Annotated in this window: 16 protein-coding genes and 1 pseudogene; 6 read left to right on the top strand and 11 right to left on the bottom strand. The window is 45.7% G+C overall.

Translation table 11 applies throughout. The features are described from left to right. Positions 1-97: 97 nt before the first annotated feature. Both FHQ30_RS08210 and FHQ30_RS08215 read right to left on the bottom strand, forming a co-directional pair. Entirely contained in the window at positions 98-637 is a 540-nt protein-coding gene (locus FHQ30_RS08210) for a methylated-DNA--[protein]-cysteine S-methyltransferase (RefSeq protein WP_139611762.1), read from the bottom strand. Positions 638-706: 69 nt separating this feature from the next. Then, a complete protein-coding gene (locus FHQ30_RS08215) occupies positions 707-2035 on the bottom strand; it encodes an outer membrane protein transport protein (RefSeq protein WP_139611763.1) in 1329 nt (442 codons plus the stop codon). Between the two features lie 233 nt (positions 2036-2268). Between FHQ30_RS08215 and FHQ30_RS08220 the strand changes: the two genes are divergently transcribed. Beyond that, positions 2269-2559 (top strand): YfcZ/YiiS family protein, encoded by a 291-nt coding sequence (locus FHQ30_RS08220; protein WP_139611779.1) that lies wholly within the window; start codon positions 2269-2271, stop codon positions 2557-2559. Between the two features lie 121 nt (positions 2560-2680). Here the strand turns inward: FHQ30_RS08220 and FHQ30_RS08225 are convergent, their stop codons facing one another. The 5 genes from FHQ30_RS08225 to FHQ30_RS08245 form a co-directional block, all read right to left on the bottom strand. Beyond that, complete coding sequence (locus FHQ30_RS08225; RefSeq protein WP_139611764.1) at positions 2681-3520, bottom strand: peptide ABC transporter ATP-binding protein; 840 nt, start codon at positions 3518-3520, stop codon at positions 2681-2683. Next, positions 3520-4584, bottom strand: a complete 1065-nt coding sequence (locus FHQ30_RS08230) for a peptide ABC transporter ATP-binding protein (RefSeq protein WP_139611765.1) — start codon at positions 4582-4584, stop codon at positions 3520-3522. Before FHQ30_RS08230 ends, FHQ30_RS08225 begins: the two co-directional genes overlap by 1 nt. Before the next feature lie 68 nt (positions 4585-4652). Continuing rightward, positions 4653-5546, bottom strand: a complete 894-nt coding sequence (locus tag FHQ30_RS08235; RefSeq protein WP_139611766.1) for an ABC transporter permease subunit — start codon at positions 5544-5546, stop codon at positions 4653-4655. Further along, positions 5536-6501, bottom strand: coding sequence for an ABC transporter permease (locus FHQ30_RS08240; protein ID WP_139611767.1), 966 nt, complete (start codon positions 6499-6501; stop codon positions 5536-5538). Before FHQ30_RS08240 ends, FHQ30_RS08235 begins: the two co-directional genes overlap by 11 nt. Positions 6502-6504: 3 nt before the next feature. Continuing rightward, the gene (locus FHQ30_RS08245; RefSeq protein ID WP_139611768.1) at positions 6505-8223 is read right to left on the bottom strand and encodes an ABC transporter substrate-binding protein; all 1719 of its coding nucleotides are present in this window, start codon (positions 8221-8223) and stop codon (positions 6505-6507) included. 130 nt (positions 8224-8353) lie between these two features. Between FHQ30_RS08245 and pspB the strand changes: the two genes are divergently transcribed. From pspB to FHQ30_RS08265, 4 genes are read left to right on the top strand one after another with little or no spacing between them, the layout of a single operon-like run. After that, complete coding sequence (gene pspB, locus FHQ30_RS08250) at positions 8354-8590, top strand: envelope stress response membrane protein PspB (protein ID WP_157330447.1); 237 nt, start codon at positions 8354-8356, stop codon at positions 8588-8590. Positions 8591-8608: 18 nt separating this feature from the next. Beyond that, entirely contained in the window at positions 8609-8983 is a 375-nt protein-coding gene (pspC, locus tag FHQ30_RS08255; RefSeq protein ID WP_132964520.1) for an envelope stress response membrane protein PspC, read from the top strand. 27 nt (positions 8984-9010) lie between these two features. Continuing rightward, entirely contained in the window at positions 9011-10429 is a 1419-nt protein-coding gene (locus FHQ30_RS08260) for a YcjX family GTP-binding protein (protein WP_442805692.1), read from the top strand. Positions 10430-10444: 15 nt separating this feature from the next. Beyond that, positions 10445-11557 (top strand): YcjF family protein, encoded by a 1113-nt coding sequence (locus tag FHQ30_RS08265; RefSeq protein WP_139611769.1) that lies wholly within the window; start codon positions 10445-10447, stop codon positions 11555-11557. A gap of 48 nt (positions 11558-11605) precedes the next feature. On the opposite strand, the gene metC is transcribed toward FHQ30_RS08265, so the two are convergent. After that, entirely contained in the window at positions 11606-12814 is a 1209-nt protein-coding gene (metC, locus tag FHQ30_RS08270; RefSeq protein ID WP_267963846.1) for a cystathionine beta-lyase, read from the bottom strand. Positions 12815-13090: 276 nt separating this feature from the next. Between metC and FHQ30_RS08275 the strand changes: the two genes are divergently transcribed. Continuing rightward, positions 13091-13693: a peroxiredoxin C gene (locus tag FHQ30_RS08275; protein WP_132964514.1), complete on the top strand. Its 603-nt coding sequence runs from the start codon at positions 13091-13093 to the stop codon at positions 13691-13693. A 62-nt stretch (positions 13694-13755) separates the two neighbouring features. On the opposite strand, the gene FHQ30_RS08280 is transcribed toward FHQ30_RS08275, so the two are convergent. The 3 genes and pseudogenes from FHQ30_RS08280 to FHQ30_RS08290 all read right to left on the bottom strand — a co-directional run. Further along, the gene (locus FHQ30_RS08280) at positions 13756-14730 is read right to left on the bottom strand and encodes a TerC family protein (RefSeq protein ID WP_139611771.1); all 975 of its coding nucleotides are present in this window, start codon (positions 14728-14730) and stop codon (positions 13756-13758) included. Positions 14731-14932: 202 nt separating this feature from the next. Further along, the gene (locus FHQ30_RS08285; protein WP_139611772.1) at positions 14933-15994 is read right to left on the bottom strand and encodes an NAD(P)-dependent alcohol dehydrogenase; all 1062 of its coding nucleotides are present in this window, start codon (positions 15992-15994) and stop codon (positions 14933-14935) included. 230 nt (positions 15995-16224) lie between these two features. Then, a pseudogene (locus FHQ30_RS08290) lies at positions 16225-16325 on the bottom strand (autonomous glycyl radical cofactor GrcA); the annotation flags it as partial.

The raw sequence follows: 16325 nt of genomic DNA on the forward strand, positions 1-16325 counted from the left end.
TATATAATCGCCCCCTACTGTTACAACATTAATCGTGTATTTTAACCTTTGTCAGCAGTCTAAGGCTATTAAGTTTAATAGCCTATATCAACAGCCCCTAATAACGCTGCTGTTTTTCTTTGACGTATTCGATACCGCGATCCAGATAGGCAATATTTTCTTGTTGTAATAGATAGCGTTTTGCCGGCAAGCCACCACCAAAACCGGTGAGAGCACTATTTTTTGCTAGAATACGGTGGCACGGAATGATGATGCTGATTGGATTGCGTCCGACTGCACCGCCTACGGCACGCACCGCTTTGGGATTGCCGATTTGTTGTGCCAGCGCACTGTAGCTGCTGAATTGTCCATAAGGAATTGCCAATAGCGCTTGCCAAACCTGTTGCTGAAACGGTGTGCCTTGCGGTGCCAGTGGGATGTTAGAAAAGTGCTCTTTTTCGCCGTTGAAATAACGGTCTAACGCCATCTTAGTGGCAAGCAGCACCGGTTGAGTGTCGGATTGTTGCCAGGCCGCTTGAATTGGGTGTTGCTCTTTTTCAAATTCAATACCAATTAAGGCATTATTTTTCACCAATAATAACAGCTTACCGACAGGGGAAGGGTGAAAACAGTAGTAAATTGTATTGGTGTTTGTCATATTAACCTCAAAAAAATGGCACAGTCTGCGCTTTACAGATTGTGCCGTTATTTCCTGTTTTAGCGCAGATTAAAAGCGGTAATTCAGGGTCAGACCGTAAATATCGGCTTTCGATTTAGAATTAAAGGTGGCTTTGACATTGCTTTCATTTTCGGTAAAGGTGTTGTCGCTGGCAATGAGGTGGGCGTAGCCGACATCCACTGACAGATCCGGTGTGAAGCGGTAGGTTGCGCCCAAACTTAGCCAAGTGCGGTCAGCATCCGGAATGGAAATTGAGTGGTAGCCTTTTTGTACCGGGCTTTCGTCATGGGCGATACCGGTACGCAGTGTGAATTGTTCGCTGAAATCATAGCTGACACCCAATGCAATCCGCGAAGCGTCTTTAAAGTTTTCATTTTTGTGGAATAACTGATTACCGTTATTGCCTTTGGCATCTAATTCTTTAAAGCGGCTCCAAAGCGTTTGTTTATAGCTGTAAGACACGGCGAATTTGTCGGTTAAGCGGTGAAAACCGGCAACTTCCCAGTAAGCCGGCAGGTTCAGGGTTAACGAACCGGGAATTACTGCACCGGCAGTTCCGCCCATTGCCAGTGGTAATTGATTGGAGAAATCACCTTTAAAGTCAATATCGACATGAGAGTGGTAGGCAAGCCCGATACGGTTACGCTCATTGAATTCATACACCACACCGGCATTCCAACCATAGCCCCACTCTTTACCTTCCAAACGGGCAGCCACGGTGGATTCGGATAAACCTAGCGAGCGGGTTGCCGGAGATAAATTAGCGAGTGTGCCACGAACCCCTAAGTGGCGTTCAACCAACGCATCGGCATACACTGCGTTGAAGCCCAAACCGAAACTCCAGTTTTGGTTCAAACGGTAAGCCCCGCTCAGATTAAAATTGATAGTGGTTAAATCGGTTTTTCCGGCGAAAACACCGGCCGAGTAGCTGGAGCCAAATTCAGTAGCCAAACCATAATTGACATTGACACCACCGCCAACAGCAAATTTTTCATTGATTGGGTGCACATAATATAGGTTTGGAATTAAGCCGCCTTTGGCAATGTTATTGTGAGATGCGTCATCTTTTACCCCGGCTGCGGCATAAGCACTCATTGGGATACCGTTAACCGAATCAATTTTCCCGTTCAAATTGACGTCAGGTTTGATATAAATACCGCCGACCGAGACTTCAGGGCGTTTGAATTGGGTCATTAATGCCGGGTTGACGGCGACTACGGAGGCGTTTTCTGCAATCGCAGCATCACCGGCATACGCACGTCCCAAACCGGAAGTGGAGATTTCAGCCAGCTGAAAAGCCGCGGCAGAGGCATAGCCTGCGGAGAGGGTGATGCTGGTGGCGAGTAGCGTTTGAGTCAATTTGTTTAGTTTAAACATAATTAGGTTCCATTAATAAATAAAAAATGATCAGGTTGTAAAAATGTTAAGAATTCTAATCAATACTGATCGTTAGCGCAAATATTTTTGTTTATTTATGTGATATTAACGCATATTTACTATTGTATTGGCTGAGTTAGCGTATCAACATCAGTTGTTATACATTTTTTATAGTACGGTTTTGTGATAAGATACGAGCACTTTGAGGCAATTTTGACTATTTGGAGAACATGATGACAGAGCAAAAATGTAAAGCAGAAGAGAGTAAAGTATGTTGTTGCGTCGATGTCGGTACGATTATCGACAATGAAGATTGCGGAGTACAATTTGAGCAGGTGTATGCGACTGAACAGCAAGCTGAAGAAGCACTGCAATATTTGACCGAAAAAGCACGTCAAGCAGAAAGTGACCCTGCGACAATCAAAAGTGCGGTTACGAAGGTTGGCGATGGCTATTTGCTGAAGGCGGATTTTGAATTCAGTTGCCAAGCGGAAAGTATGATTTTCCAACTTTCAACTCGCTGAGTGCTTAGAGGCTGTTTTAGCAACGCCGACATGTTGTCGGCGTTATTGTTTCAATATTATCTGCCTCAATACCGCACTTTGATACCTTGCTTTAATAGCGCCTAGACGGTTTAACGTCTGGTTATTCAAAAATGGCTGAATCCGGTTCCCAAGCGGAAGCGTCTAAGGCGTGTCCAAAGTGGCTTTCGATCAGACGGCGGGTGAAGTCGTCAGCCGGATTGGTCAATACTTCGCGGGTATTACCGTATTCCACCATATGCCCGGCTTTCATCACCAGAATATTATCCGAAATGTGTTTGATAATCCCCACATGCTGCCCCAGATAGATGTAGGAAATCCCCAATTGTTTTTGTAAGTTAAGCAGCAAATTAATCAGCTGGGTTTTTACCGAAGCGTCCATTGAAGACAACGCATTGTCCAACACCAGAATTTCCGGCTCCAGAATCACCGCTCGTGCCAGTGCGACCCGCTGTTTTTGGCTTTGCGACAGGGTGTAAATCGGGATATTGGCGTGGTCGGGCGAGATGCCGACCAAGCGCAAGGTCTGATAAATTTTTTGGTTACGTTGTTCTTCGTCCCATGGGGTGCTCAAGCGCAGTGGCGTATCCAACACTTGCCCAATGTTCAAGTGCGGTATCAGGCTGTTGTCGGGGTCTTGAAACACCATGCGAATATGGCGACAGCGTGACTGGTAATCGCCAAACTCCAACTCGCGACCTTTAAACAAAATTCGTCCTTTGGTTGGTTTGGTGACACCACTGATCATCTTTGCCAACGTAGATTTGCCGGAGCCGTTAGCCCCGACAATCGCCAGTGTCGTGCCTTTTTCCAGGCTGAATGAAATATCGCAGACGGCAGCAAAAGAGCCACTATGCCAGAAGGCATTGTGATCACGGAAAGATTTGCTGAGATCTTCCACTTGCAATAAATAGCGGTCAGAATTGATTTGTGGTTTTTCCATTATGCGTGTTCACTTGTTTCGGTAATGGTCAACGGAGTAAAGGCGTTATTATGCTGGATATTTTCATGTTCACGGATATTCAGCGGAAAATAACAGGCAAATTCGTGCTGCTTAATTTTTTTGAGTGGTGGTTTTTGTATACATTTTTTTTGTGCAAACGGACAGCGTGGACCGAGCCGGCAGCCGACCGGCAGGTTATTCAGCAACGGTACGCTACCGCGCAAAGTGTTTAAATGGCTTTTTAATGCCAAAGGTTGGCTGAAATCCGGGATGGAGTTGAGCAATGACACGGTGTAAGGGTGGTGCGGTTTTTCTAAGATAGCTTGTCTGCTGCCGCTTTCGACCGTTTGTCCACAATAGACAATCGTAAAGCAATCGCACCATTCGCTGACGGTTTTCAACTCGTTGCTGGTTAACAAAATAGTGGTATTCAGGTTTTGATTCATGCTGGAAAGCAGTTTGAAAACCTGCAACTGGGTGGTGGCTTCCAAGGCGTGAGTCGGTTCGTCTGCGACCAATAGGCGTGGTTGGTTGATGACAGCCATGGCAACCATCACTTTTTGTGCTTCACCTTCGGTGATTTCAAACGGGTAACTGCGCATAATATCTTGGTGGTCTTTAATGCCGATTCGATGCAACAGCTCGATGACTTTACGGTTTTTCCAACCGAACCAACGCCACCATTTCCAGCCTGAGCCCTTGTAAGAAAACGAGGGAATCGCATTGCGCAACTGTTTACCGATTTTACGACTGGGATCCAGACAAGAGAGCGGATCCTGAAAAACCATCGCAATTTCTTTGCCGATCAGTTTGCGTCTTTTCTTCGGGTTTAATTTTAGTAATTCGATATCATTAAAGCGAAAGCGATCAGCGGTAATTGTCCAAGAAGGTTTGGCGGAGTTGCAGATAATCTTGGCAACCAAGCTTTTACCGGAGCCGGATTCGCCGATCAAACCGCAAATGTCGCCTTCGTTAACCGTCAGGTTAAGGTTGTCGATCATTTTTACTTTACCTTGTGGAGTATTGACTTCAACGGTTAGATTACGGATATCCAGTAATGCCATAATTGGTCCTTAATTAAATCGGCTTCTATTTTACACTGATTTCTATGTTTTTCGCTGCTGTTTCACGCTTATGTTTTATGGTAGTAGCGCTCAATCGCTTTTGCCAAGCCGTCGCTGAATAACAGTGCGGTAATAATCACAAATATCAAGGCGAAACCCGGCAGAACCGAAAGCCAAGGAGCCAAATAAATCAGATCGATAGACTCACGAATCAGGGCGCCCCACTCCGGCAGCGGCGGTTGTGCGCCGAGAGCGATAAAACTCAGAGCGCTGATGTCCAACATCGCTAGGGTAAAAATGCGGCTGGTGAGACGAATAAAAACCGGCAGCAGATTCGGCAACATCACTTTGCTAATCAGATAGCCTTTGGAAGCACCGTCCAAGCGCAGCATAATCACATACTCTTTATTGATTTCGGTTTGTAATGCCAGATAGACCTGATGGATAAAATAGGGCAGTGAAGCCAGCAAAATTGCCAAAATGGCATTCAGCAGGCTGGGTTGGCGCAAGGTGGCGATGATGATCGCCAATAACAAAATCGGAATCGACAGAAAAGCGTCTAGAAAATGCCCCAAGATATTTGATTTAATTCCTTGTCCGGTACCGGCGATCACGCCTAATGCCCCACCGATTAATAGCGTGAGCAGCGCCACGATTAAGCTGCCGCCAAAGGTATAGCGCAGCCCGACGATAATCCGACTGAGTAGATCGCGTCCCAGATCATCGGTGCCCAGAAAGAAACTGATTTTGCCTTCGCTGTTCCACGACGGCGGCAACAGCTCTTGCCCGACAAACTGCATATTGATGTCATGGGGTGCAACCAGCGGCGCAAAAAACATCAGCGACAATAACGCTAACAGCAGATAGCCGCACATCAGCGCTACTTTATTACGACGAAAAAGTCGCCAAATCTCCGCCACAGGCGAAGTGAAGCGAAACTCTTCAGGCTCTTTATCTAACATACCAACCTTTGCGATTAAACGGATCTGAGATAAACATTAAAAAACCGCTGAACATGTTAATCAGGATAATGAATAAACCGATAATCATCATACCGGCGGAGATGGCATTGTAATCTTGCTGTTCCACCGCATTGATCAGCCATTGTCCGATGCCCGGCCAGCTAAAAATATTTTCGATCAGCATACACATTGCCAACAGCATGGTAAAAGTGCGAGTTAGTTGCGGCATCAGCGGTGGCAAGGTATTTCTGAGCAAGATAATACGTGCAATTTTCACTTTTGACCAACCACGGGTTTCTGCCACTTTGACATAGTTTTCGCTGAGCACTTTTTCGGCACGGTTTTGGGTCAATTGAATAATTTCCATCAGCGGTGCAATCGTCAACACCAACACCGGTAATGCCAAGTGCTGAAACACGTTTTGGATAATTTTCAGTTGGTAAGGGTGTTCACCAAACCAGACATCAATACTGGCAAAGCCGGTGATGGTCTTGATTTGATACAGCGGATAGTACTGCCCGATGGCGGAAATTTCCCATTGATAGCTGGCAGCAAAATATAACACGATAGGCGCAATCCAAAATATCGGCAACGAGATCCCGAACGCCGAACCGAAACGGATACTTTTGCCCAGCCAGTTCTTAGCATTGAATGCTCCCCAAAAGCCGAGCGGCAGTCCGAGCAACATCGCCAGAAACAATGCAAAGATACACAATTCGATCGTTGCAGGGAAAACTGCCAAAATTTGATCCAATAAAGGCTGCCCGTCCAAATAGCTGATGCCAAGATCGCCGGAGAACAGGTGCTGCATATAGTTGAGATAGCCGGAGTAAAAGTGCGGTTTGGCAAGAATCGCATTCAGCGGGTCACGCATCAAAATGTGATAGCTGATCAGCGACAGAATAAACAGCGTGATCAAGGTCAGCAAGGCACGGCGAAGAAAATGTAATAGCATCGTTTATTTCTCCTGCCGCAGTTCCAGTTCGGCAAAACGCAGTGTGCCGAGCGGTGACATATTCATATTTTGTACCCGATTATGATAAATCATCAAGCGTTTGACATTGGCAATCGGCAGCAACGGCACTTGATTGAGCGCATATTGCTGTGCAATATCATAATCTAAAGCGCGTGAAATTTGCATCGGTGTTTTCAGCGCACGATCCAACACCTGATCGAATGCTTGACTGCACCAATTGGCAATATTGGTATGCGCATTGTTGGTATTACAGCTCAAAATCGGACGTAAAAAACCGTCCGGGTCAAGACTGCCCGCTAGCCAGCCGCCGAGAATGATGTGGTAGTCGTCTTGCCCCGACAGTAGCAAATGCTCTAATTCGTTGCGTTGTAAATATTTCATCTTGACCTGAACCCCGGCTTGCGCCAAATCAAAGCGGATCATCTCTGCCATTTTCACCGGATTAGGGTTGTACACCTGATTGTCGGTCAGCACCCAAAAGTTCAGGGTCAATTTTTTATCTTGTAAAAACTGTTTAGCAATTTCCGGCTGATAATCGTAGGCGAAAGCGCGCATATTGAATTGTGATGCCCACGAACTTTTTGGAATGATGGTATTGGCGACTTCAGCGGTGTCAAAATAGATTTGTTTGACAAGGCGTTCACGGTTAATCGCTTGCGCCAGTGCAATGCGCAAGGTGGTATTTTGAGCCAACGGCTGATTCATATTAAATGCTAAAAAAGCCAGGTTCATGCCGTCCACCGAGATCGACTCAAAGCGCTGTTTGTCCGAGAGTAGGTTTTCTACCTGACTGGCTTCGGGAAATGCCATGATATCGCATTCTTGGTTCAACATTTTTTCTAACCGACCGGATCGACTGCTGGATAGATCAACCACGACGGTTTTAATACCGCTCTTTTTGCCCCAATAATTATCGTTGCGCTGCAATCTGACATATTGGTTACGAAAATAGTCGCTGACTTGATAAGCCCCGGTGCCGACTGGCAGGGTATCCAGTTGAGCGATATTGTCATCGGCGCTCAGTTGCAAGGCATATTCTTGTGACAGAATCACGGCATATTGGCTGGCAAGATGATCCAGAATCGAAGAGTCCGGTGCGTTCAATTCAATTTTCACCTGATAGGGCGAAACTGCACTGACGCTGGCAATTTTGCCGTTGAAATCAATGCTGTCAAAATACGGATAACGGTTTTGGCGCGCCAGATCGTAATAGATCTGATATTGCGGGTTATTTTGTTGACGGTTATGTTCTTGTTCCGGCGTCGGATAGGAATACAACCGCCCCAACACTCGGTTCAGGGAAAACACCACATCATCGGCATTCAGGTCACGACTAGGGGTAAACCAGGTTGTTTGATGAAATTTTACCCCTTTGCGTAAATTGATTAATAGGGTTTTTTGGTTATCGGAAAAACGGTAGCCGGTTGCCAAGGCTGGAATAATCTTTTTGCTTTTATCATTTTTTATATCAAAAAGCTTGTTATAAATCTGTTCTGTCACCACATTCATACTGGTGCCGACATCCACTGTTTGCGGATTAAACGAGAAGCCTGTAGAGTGAGTGCAGTAGATCAAGCCATTATTCAGTAGTTCATCGGGAATACGCGGCGCGGCCGACACGCTGTGACTGAGCAAACTGAAAGCTGCTAAGTTTAGGAATAAACTGAAAAAACAGAACCGCACTTTTTTATATAAACACATGGCTTAATACTGGCTTAATAAAATAGAGTTAAATTGTAATTTATCTTGTCGGAGAATGCTATTTTCTTTATGCCGATTTGATTGTCAGGCATAATTTAATATTGTAACGGGTTGTCAAAGGAGAATGTTTATGTTTTGGACAATTGTGATGTTATCAATTTCTGCGTTTATTTTCTGCCTGTTGGTGTTGCCGTTTTGGCTGTATATGCACTACAAAAGCAAGCAGCAAATCGGTGCGGGGTTGACTATGGAAGATAAAGCTAAGATCCAACAGTTGAATGAACAGGCGAAAGCATTGCGTCAACGGGTTGAACAACTGGAAGCGTTGCTGGACTATCGGCAGCCAGACTGGCGCAAGTCGCAGTAACCTGCTGAGGAGATAATCATGATTTATCGTTATCCACAACAAGGTATCATCTCCGGCGTGTGTGTCGGTTTGGCGAAAGCCAGCGGTTTGGAAACGTGGGTGGTGCGGCTGATTGCCGTGTTGCTGTTTTTGTTTGGCGGCTATTTTGTGATGTTGATTGCTTATGTCGCCGCAGCGCTGGTGTTGGACAAAGTACCCGACAGTTATTATCAGCAAGATCCGTACCAATCGCTGTTCGATCAAACGCCATTAAAAGAGAAAACTTGGCAGGCAGGGGCGAGTGCCAATCAAAAATTGGTGGATTTAGAGATGGAGTTCACCATGCTGACACGCCGCATCGGACAGCTGGAAAATTACACCCGTTCGAGCGATTTTAAACGCCCAACGCCGTAACCATGACGATAATACAGGTTTAATTTAATGTTTGCTTCAATCCAACATTCGGTAAAACGCGAACTGAGCGACTGGGTGAACCGTGGTTTTGACCGCACTTTGCGCCTTGCCGTCACCGGCTTGAGCCAGAGCGGAAAAACGGCGTTTATCACCAGTCTGGTCAACCAACTTTTGACCCTTGACCAGTATGACAACAGCCACCTGCCGTTGTTTGCTGCTGCCCGCAACAAACAAATTATGGCGGTCAAGCGGGTTGATCAAGAAAACTGGAGTATTCCGCGCTTTGATTACGAAACCAATTTGGCGTGCCTGAAACAACAGCCGCCCGTTTGGCCGACTTCGACGCGTGGCGTGGGCGAAATCCGTTTGGCGATTCGTTTCCGTCGCAGTGATGGTTTGTTGCGTCATCTCAAGCAAGAAGGCACGTTGTATCTGGATATTTTTGATTATCCGGGCGAATGGCTGCTCGATTTACCGTTATTGGAAACCTCGTTTAAACAGTGGTCACAAAGTTTGCAAAAACTGGATTTCGGTGTGCGACAACAGTTGGCGCAAGACTGGTTGAAGCAAGTGGCAGCGCTGGATTTAAGCGCCAAAGCCGATGAAGAAGTTTTGGCACGGTTGGCGAAAAGTTATACCGATTATCTGTTCGAATGCAAAGCGCAGGGGCTGCAATTCATTCAACCGGGACATTTTGTGTTGCCGGGAGAATATCAAGGTGCGCCGGCACTGCAATTCTTCCCGTTGACCCAATTGTCGCCGCAGCAATGGCAAGAGTTGGAAAAAAAGAGTGGTCATGATAGCTATTTTGCACTGCTGCAAAAACGCTACGAATATTATCGCGAAAAAATCGTCAAACGCTTTTATCAAAAATACTTCAGCAAATTCGATCGCCAAATTATTTTGGCGGATTGCCTGACACCGCTGAATTATAGCCAGCAGGCTTTTAATGAAACCAAAGAGAGCTTGCGGCAACTGTTCAGTAATTTTCACTACGGCAACCGCACTTTGCTGCATCGCTTGTTTGCGCCGCAGATTGACAAGCTGTTGTTTGTTGCCAGTAAAGCCGATCATGTCACTGTCGATCAACTGCCGAACTTAATCAGTTTGATGCGGCAATTGGTGCAAGAGGGTGGGCAACACGTTAATTTTGCCGGTGTAAAAAATGATTATGCCGCTATTGCTTCGATCCGGGCGACTAAGCCGGTGGTAGTGAAAGATAACGGGCAGATGGTGAAAGCGTTGCAAGGGGTTCGTAGCAAAGATAAACAGATGGTGACGCTATTTCCGGGCAGTGTGCCGTCACGTTTGCCAAATGTCGATTTTTGGCAGCAAAATCGCTTTGAATTTGACCAATTCGAGCCGTTGCCACTGGAAGCAGAACGGATACCGCACTTGAGAATGGATACAGTGTTGCAATTTTTGTTGGCGGATAAACTGGATTAATTAGGGGTTGTTGATATGACTAAAAAATATTTTGAATCGTTAATAGAAGACGGACAAATGCAGTCTGAACAGCCGAATTTGCAGCAGAAGAAAGAGTTTGCCACCGATGAGATTTTTGACGACGTCGAGAGCGAGAACAATCTGAGCGGATTGGATAATGAAACCAGCTTTGAGCAACAAATTCAACGCAACATAGCGCCACAGCCTCGTTGGTGGAAAACCGCCCTGATGGTGACCGCCGGGCTGTTTTTAATCGCAGTGGTGGCGCAATCGGTGCAGTGGCTGCTGGACAGTTGGCAGCAGAATCAATGGATTCATTTCGCATTTGCCATCGTCACGTTTTCAGTCGTGATCTTAGGCGTGGTTGCGCTGGGGAATGAATTCAGACGTTTGTTTAAATTAAAACGCTTACTACGTTTGCAGCAGCAGAGTAGAGCGCTGTATCAACCGCTGTATCAACAAAGTGCGGTTGGCTCAGCGCAGCAAAGCGGAGAGCAGGCGCAACGGCTCTGTTTGCAGATTGCCGAGAATATGCAGCTGGCTAAAGATGATCTGCGTTTGCAACAATGGCAAAAACAGCTCAGTGAGGTACACACAGCCGAAGAGGTGGGCTATCTGTTCAGCCAAAATGTGCTGAGTGATCGGGATCGCCAAGCACGCAGTTTGGTGAGCAAAGCTGCGGCAGAAGCGGCGATTGTGGTCGGTATCAGTCCGTTGGCGGTGGTCGATCTGTTTTTTGTGGCGTGGCGTAATTTGGCGTTAATCAATAAAATTGCCGCGCTGTATGGTATTGAGCTAGGCTATTTCAGTCGTATCCGACTATTGCGCATGGTGTTGCTGAATATGGCATTTGCCGGTGCTACTGAACTGGTGCATGACATTGGTATGGATTGGTTGTCAAAAGACCTGATGGCAAAACTCTCCGCCCGTGCGGCACAAGGGCTGGGTGTCGGCTTGTTGACGGCTCGTTTGGGGATTAAAACCATGGAGTTTTGTCGCCCACTGGCATTTCAAGCCGATGAAAAACCCCGTTTGAGCAGCATTCATCAAGAGTTGTTATCAACCCTGAAATCAACGTTGAGCGCCAGCGTGTTCAGCAGTGATAAAACAAAAGCGGAAATGCGCTAAAATACCTTGTTTGACCGCACTGGGTAGCGGAAAGTGCGGTCAAATGTACTATGTCAATGTATTCATTCGTTCAAAGCCGGCTTGTAAATCAGCTATCAAATCGTCACAATCTTCCAAGCCGATATGTACCCGAATCAAGGTTCCTTGCAGTTTACGGCTGATGTTGGGACGAATTTTAGCAATCTCTTCCGGTTGGTTATGCAGAATCAGCGATTCGAAGCCGCCCCATGAATATGCCATGGTAAACAATTGAAAATGGTTAAAAAAAGCGTCCAATTGCTGTTGATTTAATTTTTGTTTTAATTCAAACGAAAACAAGCCGCTGCTGCCACTGAAATCCCGTTTAAAAAACGCATGACCGGGGCAGCTCGGCAGTGCCGGGTGAAAAACTGTCCGTACTTCTTGCCGTTGTGCCAGCCATTCGGCAATTTTCAGGCTGCTTTCATGGTGTTGTTTTAGACGGATTCCCAATGTGCGTAGTCCGCGAGCCGTGACATAAGCGGTGTCGGCATCAACCATTTGCCCCATCAGATAAGCATTTTCGCGCAATTGATCCCAACAACGGGCATTGGCAACCGCTGTGCCGATCATCGCATCGGAATGTCCGACCAGATATTTGGTGCCGGCTTGGATTGAAATATCAATATCTTGTTGCAACGCTTTAAATAGCAAGCCGCCACTCCAAGTGTTATCAATCATAATCACGATTTCAGGATTGATAGCCCGTACAGCACGCACAATGCTTGGAATATCCGGTACCTCCATGGTCAGCGAACTTGGTGATTCCAAAAACAGTACTCGAGTATTTGGGCGTACCAATGCGGCGATTTCAGCACCGATCAGCGGATCATAGTAGCTGGTTTCGACATTGAAACGGCTCAGCACATGATTGCAAAAATCCTGTGTCGGTTCATAAACTGCTCCGCTCATCAGCAGATGATCGCCGCTTTTTACAAACGCTAAAATGGTGTTGGTCACTGCTGCCGCACCACAAGGGAAGAGATAGCAACCGACACCGCCCTCTAAATCGCACATTGCGTCTTGCAGGGCAAAATGGGTCAAGGTGCCGCGCCGTCCATAAAACAGGCTGCCGTTAGCGCGTTGGATCGTCGCCTGTTTTTTATCGTTCAGGGTGTCAAAAATGAGGGAAGATGCACGCTGGATCACCGGATTAACGCCATGTTGGGTATAGCGGGTTTGACGGCCACTGTGTACCAATCGTGTTGCAGTTTTAAAATGTGTATCGGAGTCAGCCATAAAAATCCTTGTATATTGGATCAAAAGTGCGGTTATTCGCATTTGGTGATAAATAAGATAATCGTTATGACAGGGTGAAGCAACCGTTTAAGCAAGTTTTGTATCAGATAGCTTTAACCAATGACAAAAATAGTGTGATATAGATCACGACTTTTGACTTTTATTTGTTTATACTATAAAAAGTCTAATGGATTAGCTTAAAAGTATTACTTTTTTAAAAAACTAGGCTAAATGGAATATAAATTAATATTTGATTCAATACATTAAGGAGAAATTATGGTTTTAGTTACTCGTCAAGCCCCTGATTTTACTGCTTCTGCTGTTTTAGGTAACGGTGAAATCGTCGATAATTTTAACTTCAAACGCCACATTTCCGGCAAACCGGCAGTGGTGTTTTTCTGGCCTTTGGATTTTACTTTCGTTTGTCCGTCAGAGTTGATCGCATTTGATCACCGTTACAAAGAGTTTCAAGCGCGTGGCGTGGAAGTCGTCGGTGTATCGATCGATTCACAATTCACCCACAATGCGTGGCGTAAGACTTCGACTGAAAAAGGCGGAATCGGTGAAGTGCAATACGCGATGGTAGCTGATGTGAAACACGATATTTCCAAAGCTTACGGCATCGAACACCCTGAAGCCGGTGTTGCACTGCGTGCCTCTTTCTTGATTGACAAACACGGTGTGGTTCGCCATCAAGTGGTGAATGATTTGCCACTGGGGCGTAATATTGATGAAATGCTGCGTATGGTCGATGCACTGCAATTCCACGAAGAACACGGTGAGGTTTGCCCTGCACAGTGGGAAAAAGGCAAAGAAGGTATGAAAGACAACCCTGAAGGTGTTGCCAGCTACTTGAAGAAAAACGCAGATTCACTGTAATCAGACCCTATGATGAACCCACTAATTTTATAGGTTAGTGGGTTTTTTGTTATACAAGGGGTTTAAAGTACTTTTTTTCTGAGCGAAGCTAAAATCGATACAATTAAAATCATGAATACCATTGCCATCGACAGTGCGATTGGCATATGGATCCCAGCCATCACCAGCAGCATTTTTGTTCCGATAAAGATCAAAATCACAGCTAAACCGTATTTGAGATAAACAAAACGATCGGCAATGTCTGCCAATACGAAGTACATCGCGCGCAAGCCAAGAATGGCGAAAATATTCGAGGTCAGCACGATAAACGGATCGGTGGTGACGGCAAATACCGCCGGAATGCTGTCTACGGCAAACACGACGTCGCTTAATTCCACCATAATCAACACCAACACCAGTGGCGTGAACAGGCGTTTACCGTTCTCAACAGTAAAGAATTTCTCGCCGTTGAAATGTTGGCTTAGCGGCAGGCGGCGGCGTAACCAGTTGAGTAAGGCATTTTTCGCCAGATCTTCACCGTCTCCTTCATCTTTTGCAGTGAAGATTTTAAATCCGCTGTAGATTAAGAAAGCGCCGAAAATATATAAAATCCATTCATATTCACGAATCAGAATGGCACCTATGCCAATCATCACTGTACGCATGATGATGGCGCCGAGCACGCCGTATAACAACACTTTGTGCTGATATTGCGGAGGCACTTTGAAATAGCTGAAAATCATTAAGAAGACAAATAGATTATCCACCGATAAGGATTTTTCCAATACGTATCCGGTCAGAAACTCCATCACTTTTTCTGCAGCGAATTTCTTGCCGTAAACCGGGTTGCCAGCCAGTTCGAAATACAGCCACAGAGCAAATAAGCAGGAGACCGTCACCCAAACCACGCTCCACCACATCGCTTCTTTGACGCTGACCTTGTGTACTCCGCTTTTTTTCAAGCTCAACAGATCAATCGCCAACATAAGGACTACCACAACCGAAAATATCCCATAAAACATCGGGCTGCCGATGTCAGGTAACGCGGGATTCGCCATAAAAATCATACTCCACAAAATAAGGCACGGATCAAAAAGACTGCTTAAAAAAGCAGCCGGTTTATCGACAAAATAGCTGATAAGGCAAAGTAGAGGCGGATTGTATATCCGCCCCAGATTATTGACAAAGATCAACAGACCCTAGAATTTATTATCAACGATTTGATTTTTTATACAAGGTATAACTCAAATTTTAACGGAATTATCCATTTTTTAATGATGCCATATCAATCACAAACCGGTATTTGACATCGCTTTTCAGCATGCGTTGATAGGCAGTGTTGATGTCTTGCATTTTGATCAGCTCAATATCGGAAACAATATTATGTTTTCCACAGAAATCTAGCATCTCTTGGGTTTCGGCAATGCCGCCGATCACGGAGCCGGCAACCGATTTTCTGCCCAAAATCATCGGTACGGTGTTCAAGAACGGATCCAGTGGACCTAGATAGCCAACCAGAACCAGTGTGCCACTGATGTTTAAAGTAGCAACATACGGATTAATATCATGCACATAAGGCACGGTGTCGATAATCAAATCAAATTCACCTTTTACCGCCTGCATTTGTTGTTTGTCAGTGGAGATCACCACATGATCGGCGCCCAAATCCAGTGCATCTTGGCTTTTATTTGGCGAGCGGGAAAACAGCGTGACTTCCGCCCCCAAACCTTTTGCCAACTTAATTGCCATGTGACCCAATCCGCCCAAGCCGACCACTGCGACTTTGCTGCCGGAGCCGACATTCCAGTGACGCAACGGCGACCAAGTGGTGATGCCTGCACACAGCAACGGTGCGGTGGCGGCTAGATCCAAATGGCTCGGCACTTTCAGTACAAAATGTTCGTCAACCACCACTTTTTCTGAATATCCGCCGTAAGTACGTTGGTTTGCCAGATGCTTGTCGGGATCATTATAGGTGCCGGTAAAGCCGTTTAAGCAATATTGTTCCAGATCTTGCTGGCAACTGGAGCAGTTGCGGCAAGAATCAACCAGACAACCGACCGCAGCCAAGTCACCGACTTGGAATTTGCTGACGTTTTTGCCGACACGAGTTACCCGCCCGACGATCTCATGTCCGGGCACTGCTGGGTAAACTGTGCCGCCCCAATCGTTTTTTGCGGTATGCAAATCGGAATGGCAAACGCCACAATATAAAATTTCAATTTCAACGTCTTGTGCCAGCGGCTCACGACGTTCAAAACTGAAAGGAACTAAATCGCTTTGAGTATCCAGTGCGGCAAAGCCGCGTACAGTAAAAGTCATATTTTTTCCTTAAATGAATGAATGAAATATTACGCCCTATGTGTAGTATAAGAAATAATCGTCATTTGGAACAGTATAAACGGTGTATAGATTGATGAATTAAATTCATTCATTTTGGATATTTGGATTTAAATAAAGATCAACAGATCCTAAAATTGAAGCAAAAAAACCGCCATTGGCTATTTTGCCAATGGCGGTTTGATGTATAACCAGTCAGTTCAGCGAATGGATTACAAACTTTCAGTGAAAGTACGCGCGATAACGTCGCATTGTTGTTCTTGTGTCAGCGAGTTGAAACGCACTGCATAACCAGAAACACGAATGGTCAATT

The sequence above is a fragment of the Testudinibacter sp. 'clade 2' genome (assembly GCF_006227735.1).
GTDB lineage: Bacteria > Pseudomonadota > Gammaproteobacteria > Enterobacterales > Pasteurellaceae > Chelonobacter.

What these genes read in the sequence shown, in the direction of transcription:
- FHQ30_RS08210 (WP_139611762.1), bottom strand. Translation starts at nt 637, where the DNA reads ATGACAAACACCAATACAATTTACTACTGTTTTCACCCTTCCCCTGTC.
- FHQ30_RS08215 (WP_139611763.1), bottom strand. Translation starts at nt 2,035, where the DNA reads ATGTTTAAACTAAACAAATTGACTCAAACGCTACTCGCCACCAGCATC.
- FHQ30_RS08220 (WP_139611779.1), top strand. Translation starts at nt 2,269, where the DNA reads ATGACAGAGCAAAAATGTAAAGCAGAAGAGAGTAAAGTATGTTGTTGC.
- FHQ30_RS08225 (WP_139611764.1), bottom strand. Translation starts at nt 3,520, where the DNA reads ATGGAAAAACCACAAATCAATTCTGACCGCTATTTATTGCAAGTGGAA.
- FHQ30_RS08230 (WP_139611765.1), bottom strand. Translation starts at nt 4,584, where the DNA reads ATGGCATTACTGGATATCCGTAATCTAACCGTTGAAGTCAATACTCCA.
- FHQ30_RS08235 (WP_139611766.1), bottom strand. Translation starts at nt 5,546, where the DNA reads ATGTTAGATAAAGAGCCTGAAGAGTTTCGCTTCACTTCGCCTGTGGCG.
- FHQ30_RS08240 (WP_139611767.1), bottom strand. Translation starts at nt 6,501, where the DNA reads ATGCTATTACATTTTCTTCGCCGTGCCTTGCTGACCTTGATCACGCTG.
- FHQ30_RS08245 (WP_139611768.1), bottom strand. Translation starts at nt 8,223, where the DNA reads ATGTGTTTATATAAAAAAGTGCGGTTCTGTTTTTTCAGTTTATTCCTA.
- pspB (WP_157330447.1), top strand. Translation starts at nt 8,354, where the DNA reads ATGTTTTGGACAATTGTGATGTTATCAATTTCTGCGTTTATTTTCTGC.
- pspC (WP_132964520.1), top strand. Translation starts at nt 8,609, where the DNA reads ATGATTTATCGTTATCCACAACAAGGTATCATCTCCGGCGTGTGTGTC.
- FHQ30_RS08260 (WP_442805692.1), top strand. Translation starts at nt 9,011, where the DNA reads ATGTTTGCTTCAATCCAACATTCGGTAAAACGCGAACTGAGCGACTGG.
- FHQ30_RS08265 (WP_139611769.1), top strand. Translation starts at nt 10,445, where the DNA reads ATGACTAAAAAATATTTTGAATCGTTAATAGAAGACGGACAAATGCAG.
- metC (WP_267963846.1), bottom strand. Translation starts at nt 12,814, where the DNA reads ATGGCTGACTCCGATACACATTTTAAAACTGCAACACGATTGGTACAC.
- FHQ30_RS08275 (WP_132964514.1), top strand. Translation starts at nt 13,091, where the DNA reads ATGGTTTTAGTTACTCGTCAAGCCCCTGATTTTACTGCTTCTGCTGTT.
- FHQ30_RS08280 (WP_139611771.1), bottom strand. Translation starts at nt 14,730, where the DNA reads ATGGCGAATCCCGCGTTACCTGACATCGGCAGCCCGATGTTTTATGGG.
- FHQ30_RS08285 (WP_139611772.1), bottom strand. Translation starts at nt 15,994, where the DNA reads ATGACTTTTACTGTACGCGGCTTTGCCGCACTGGATACTCAAAGCGAT.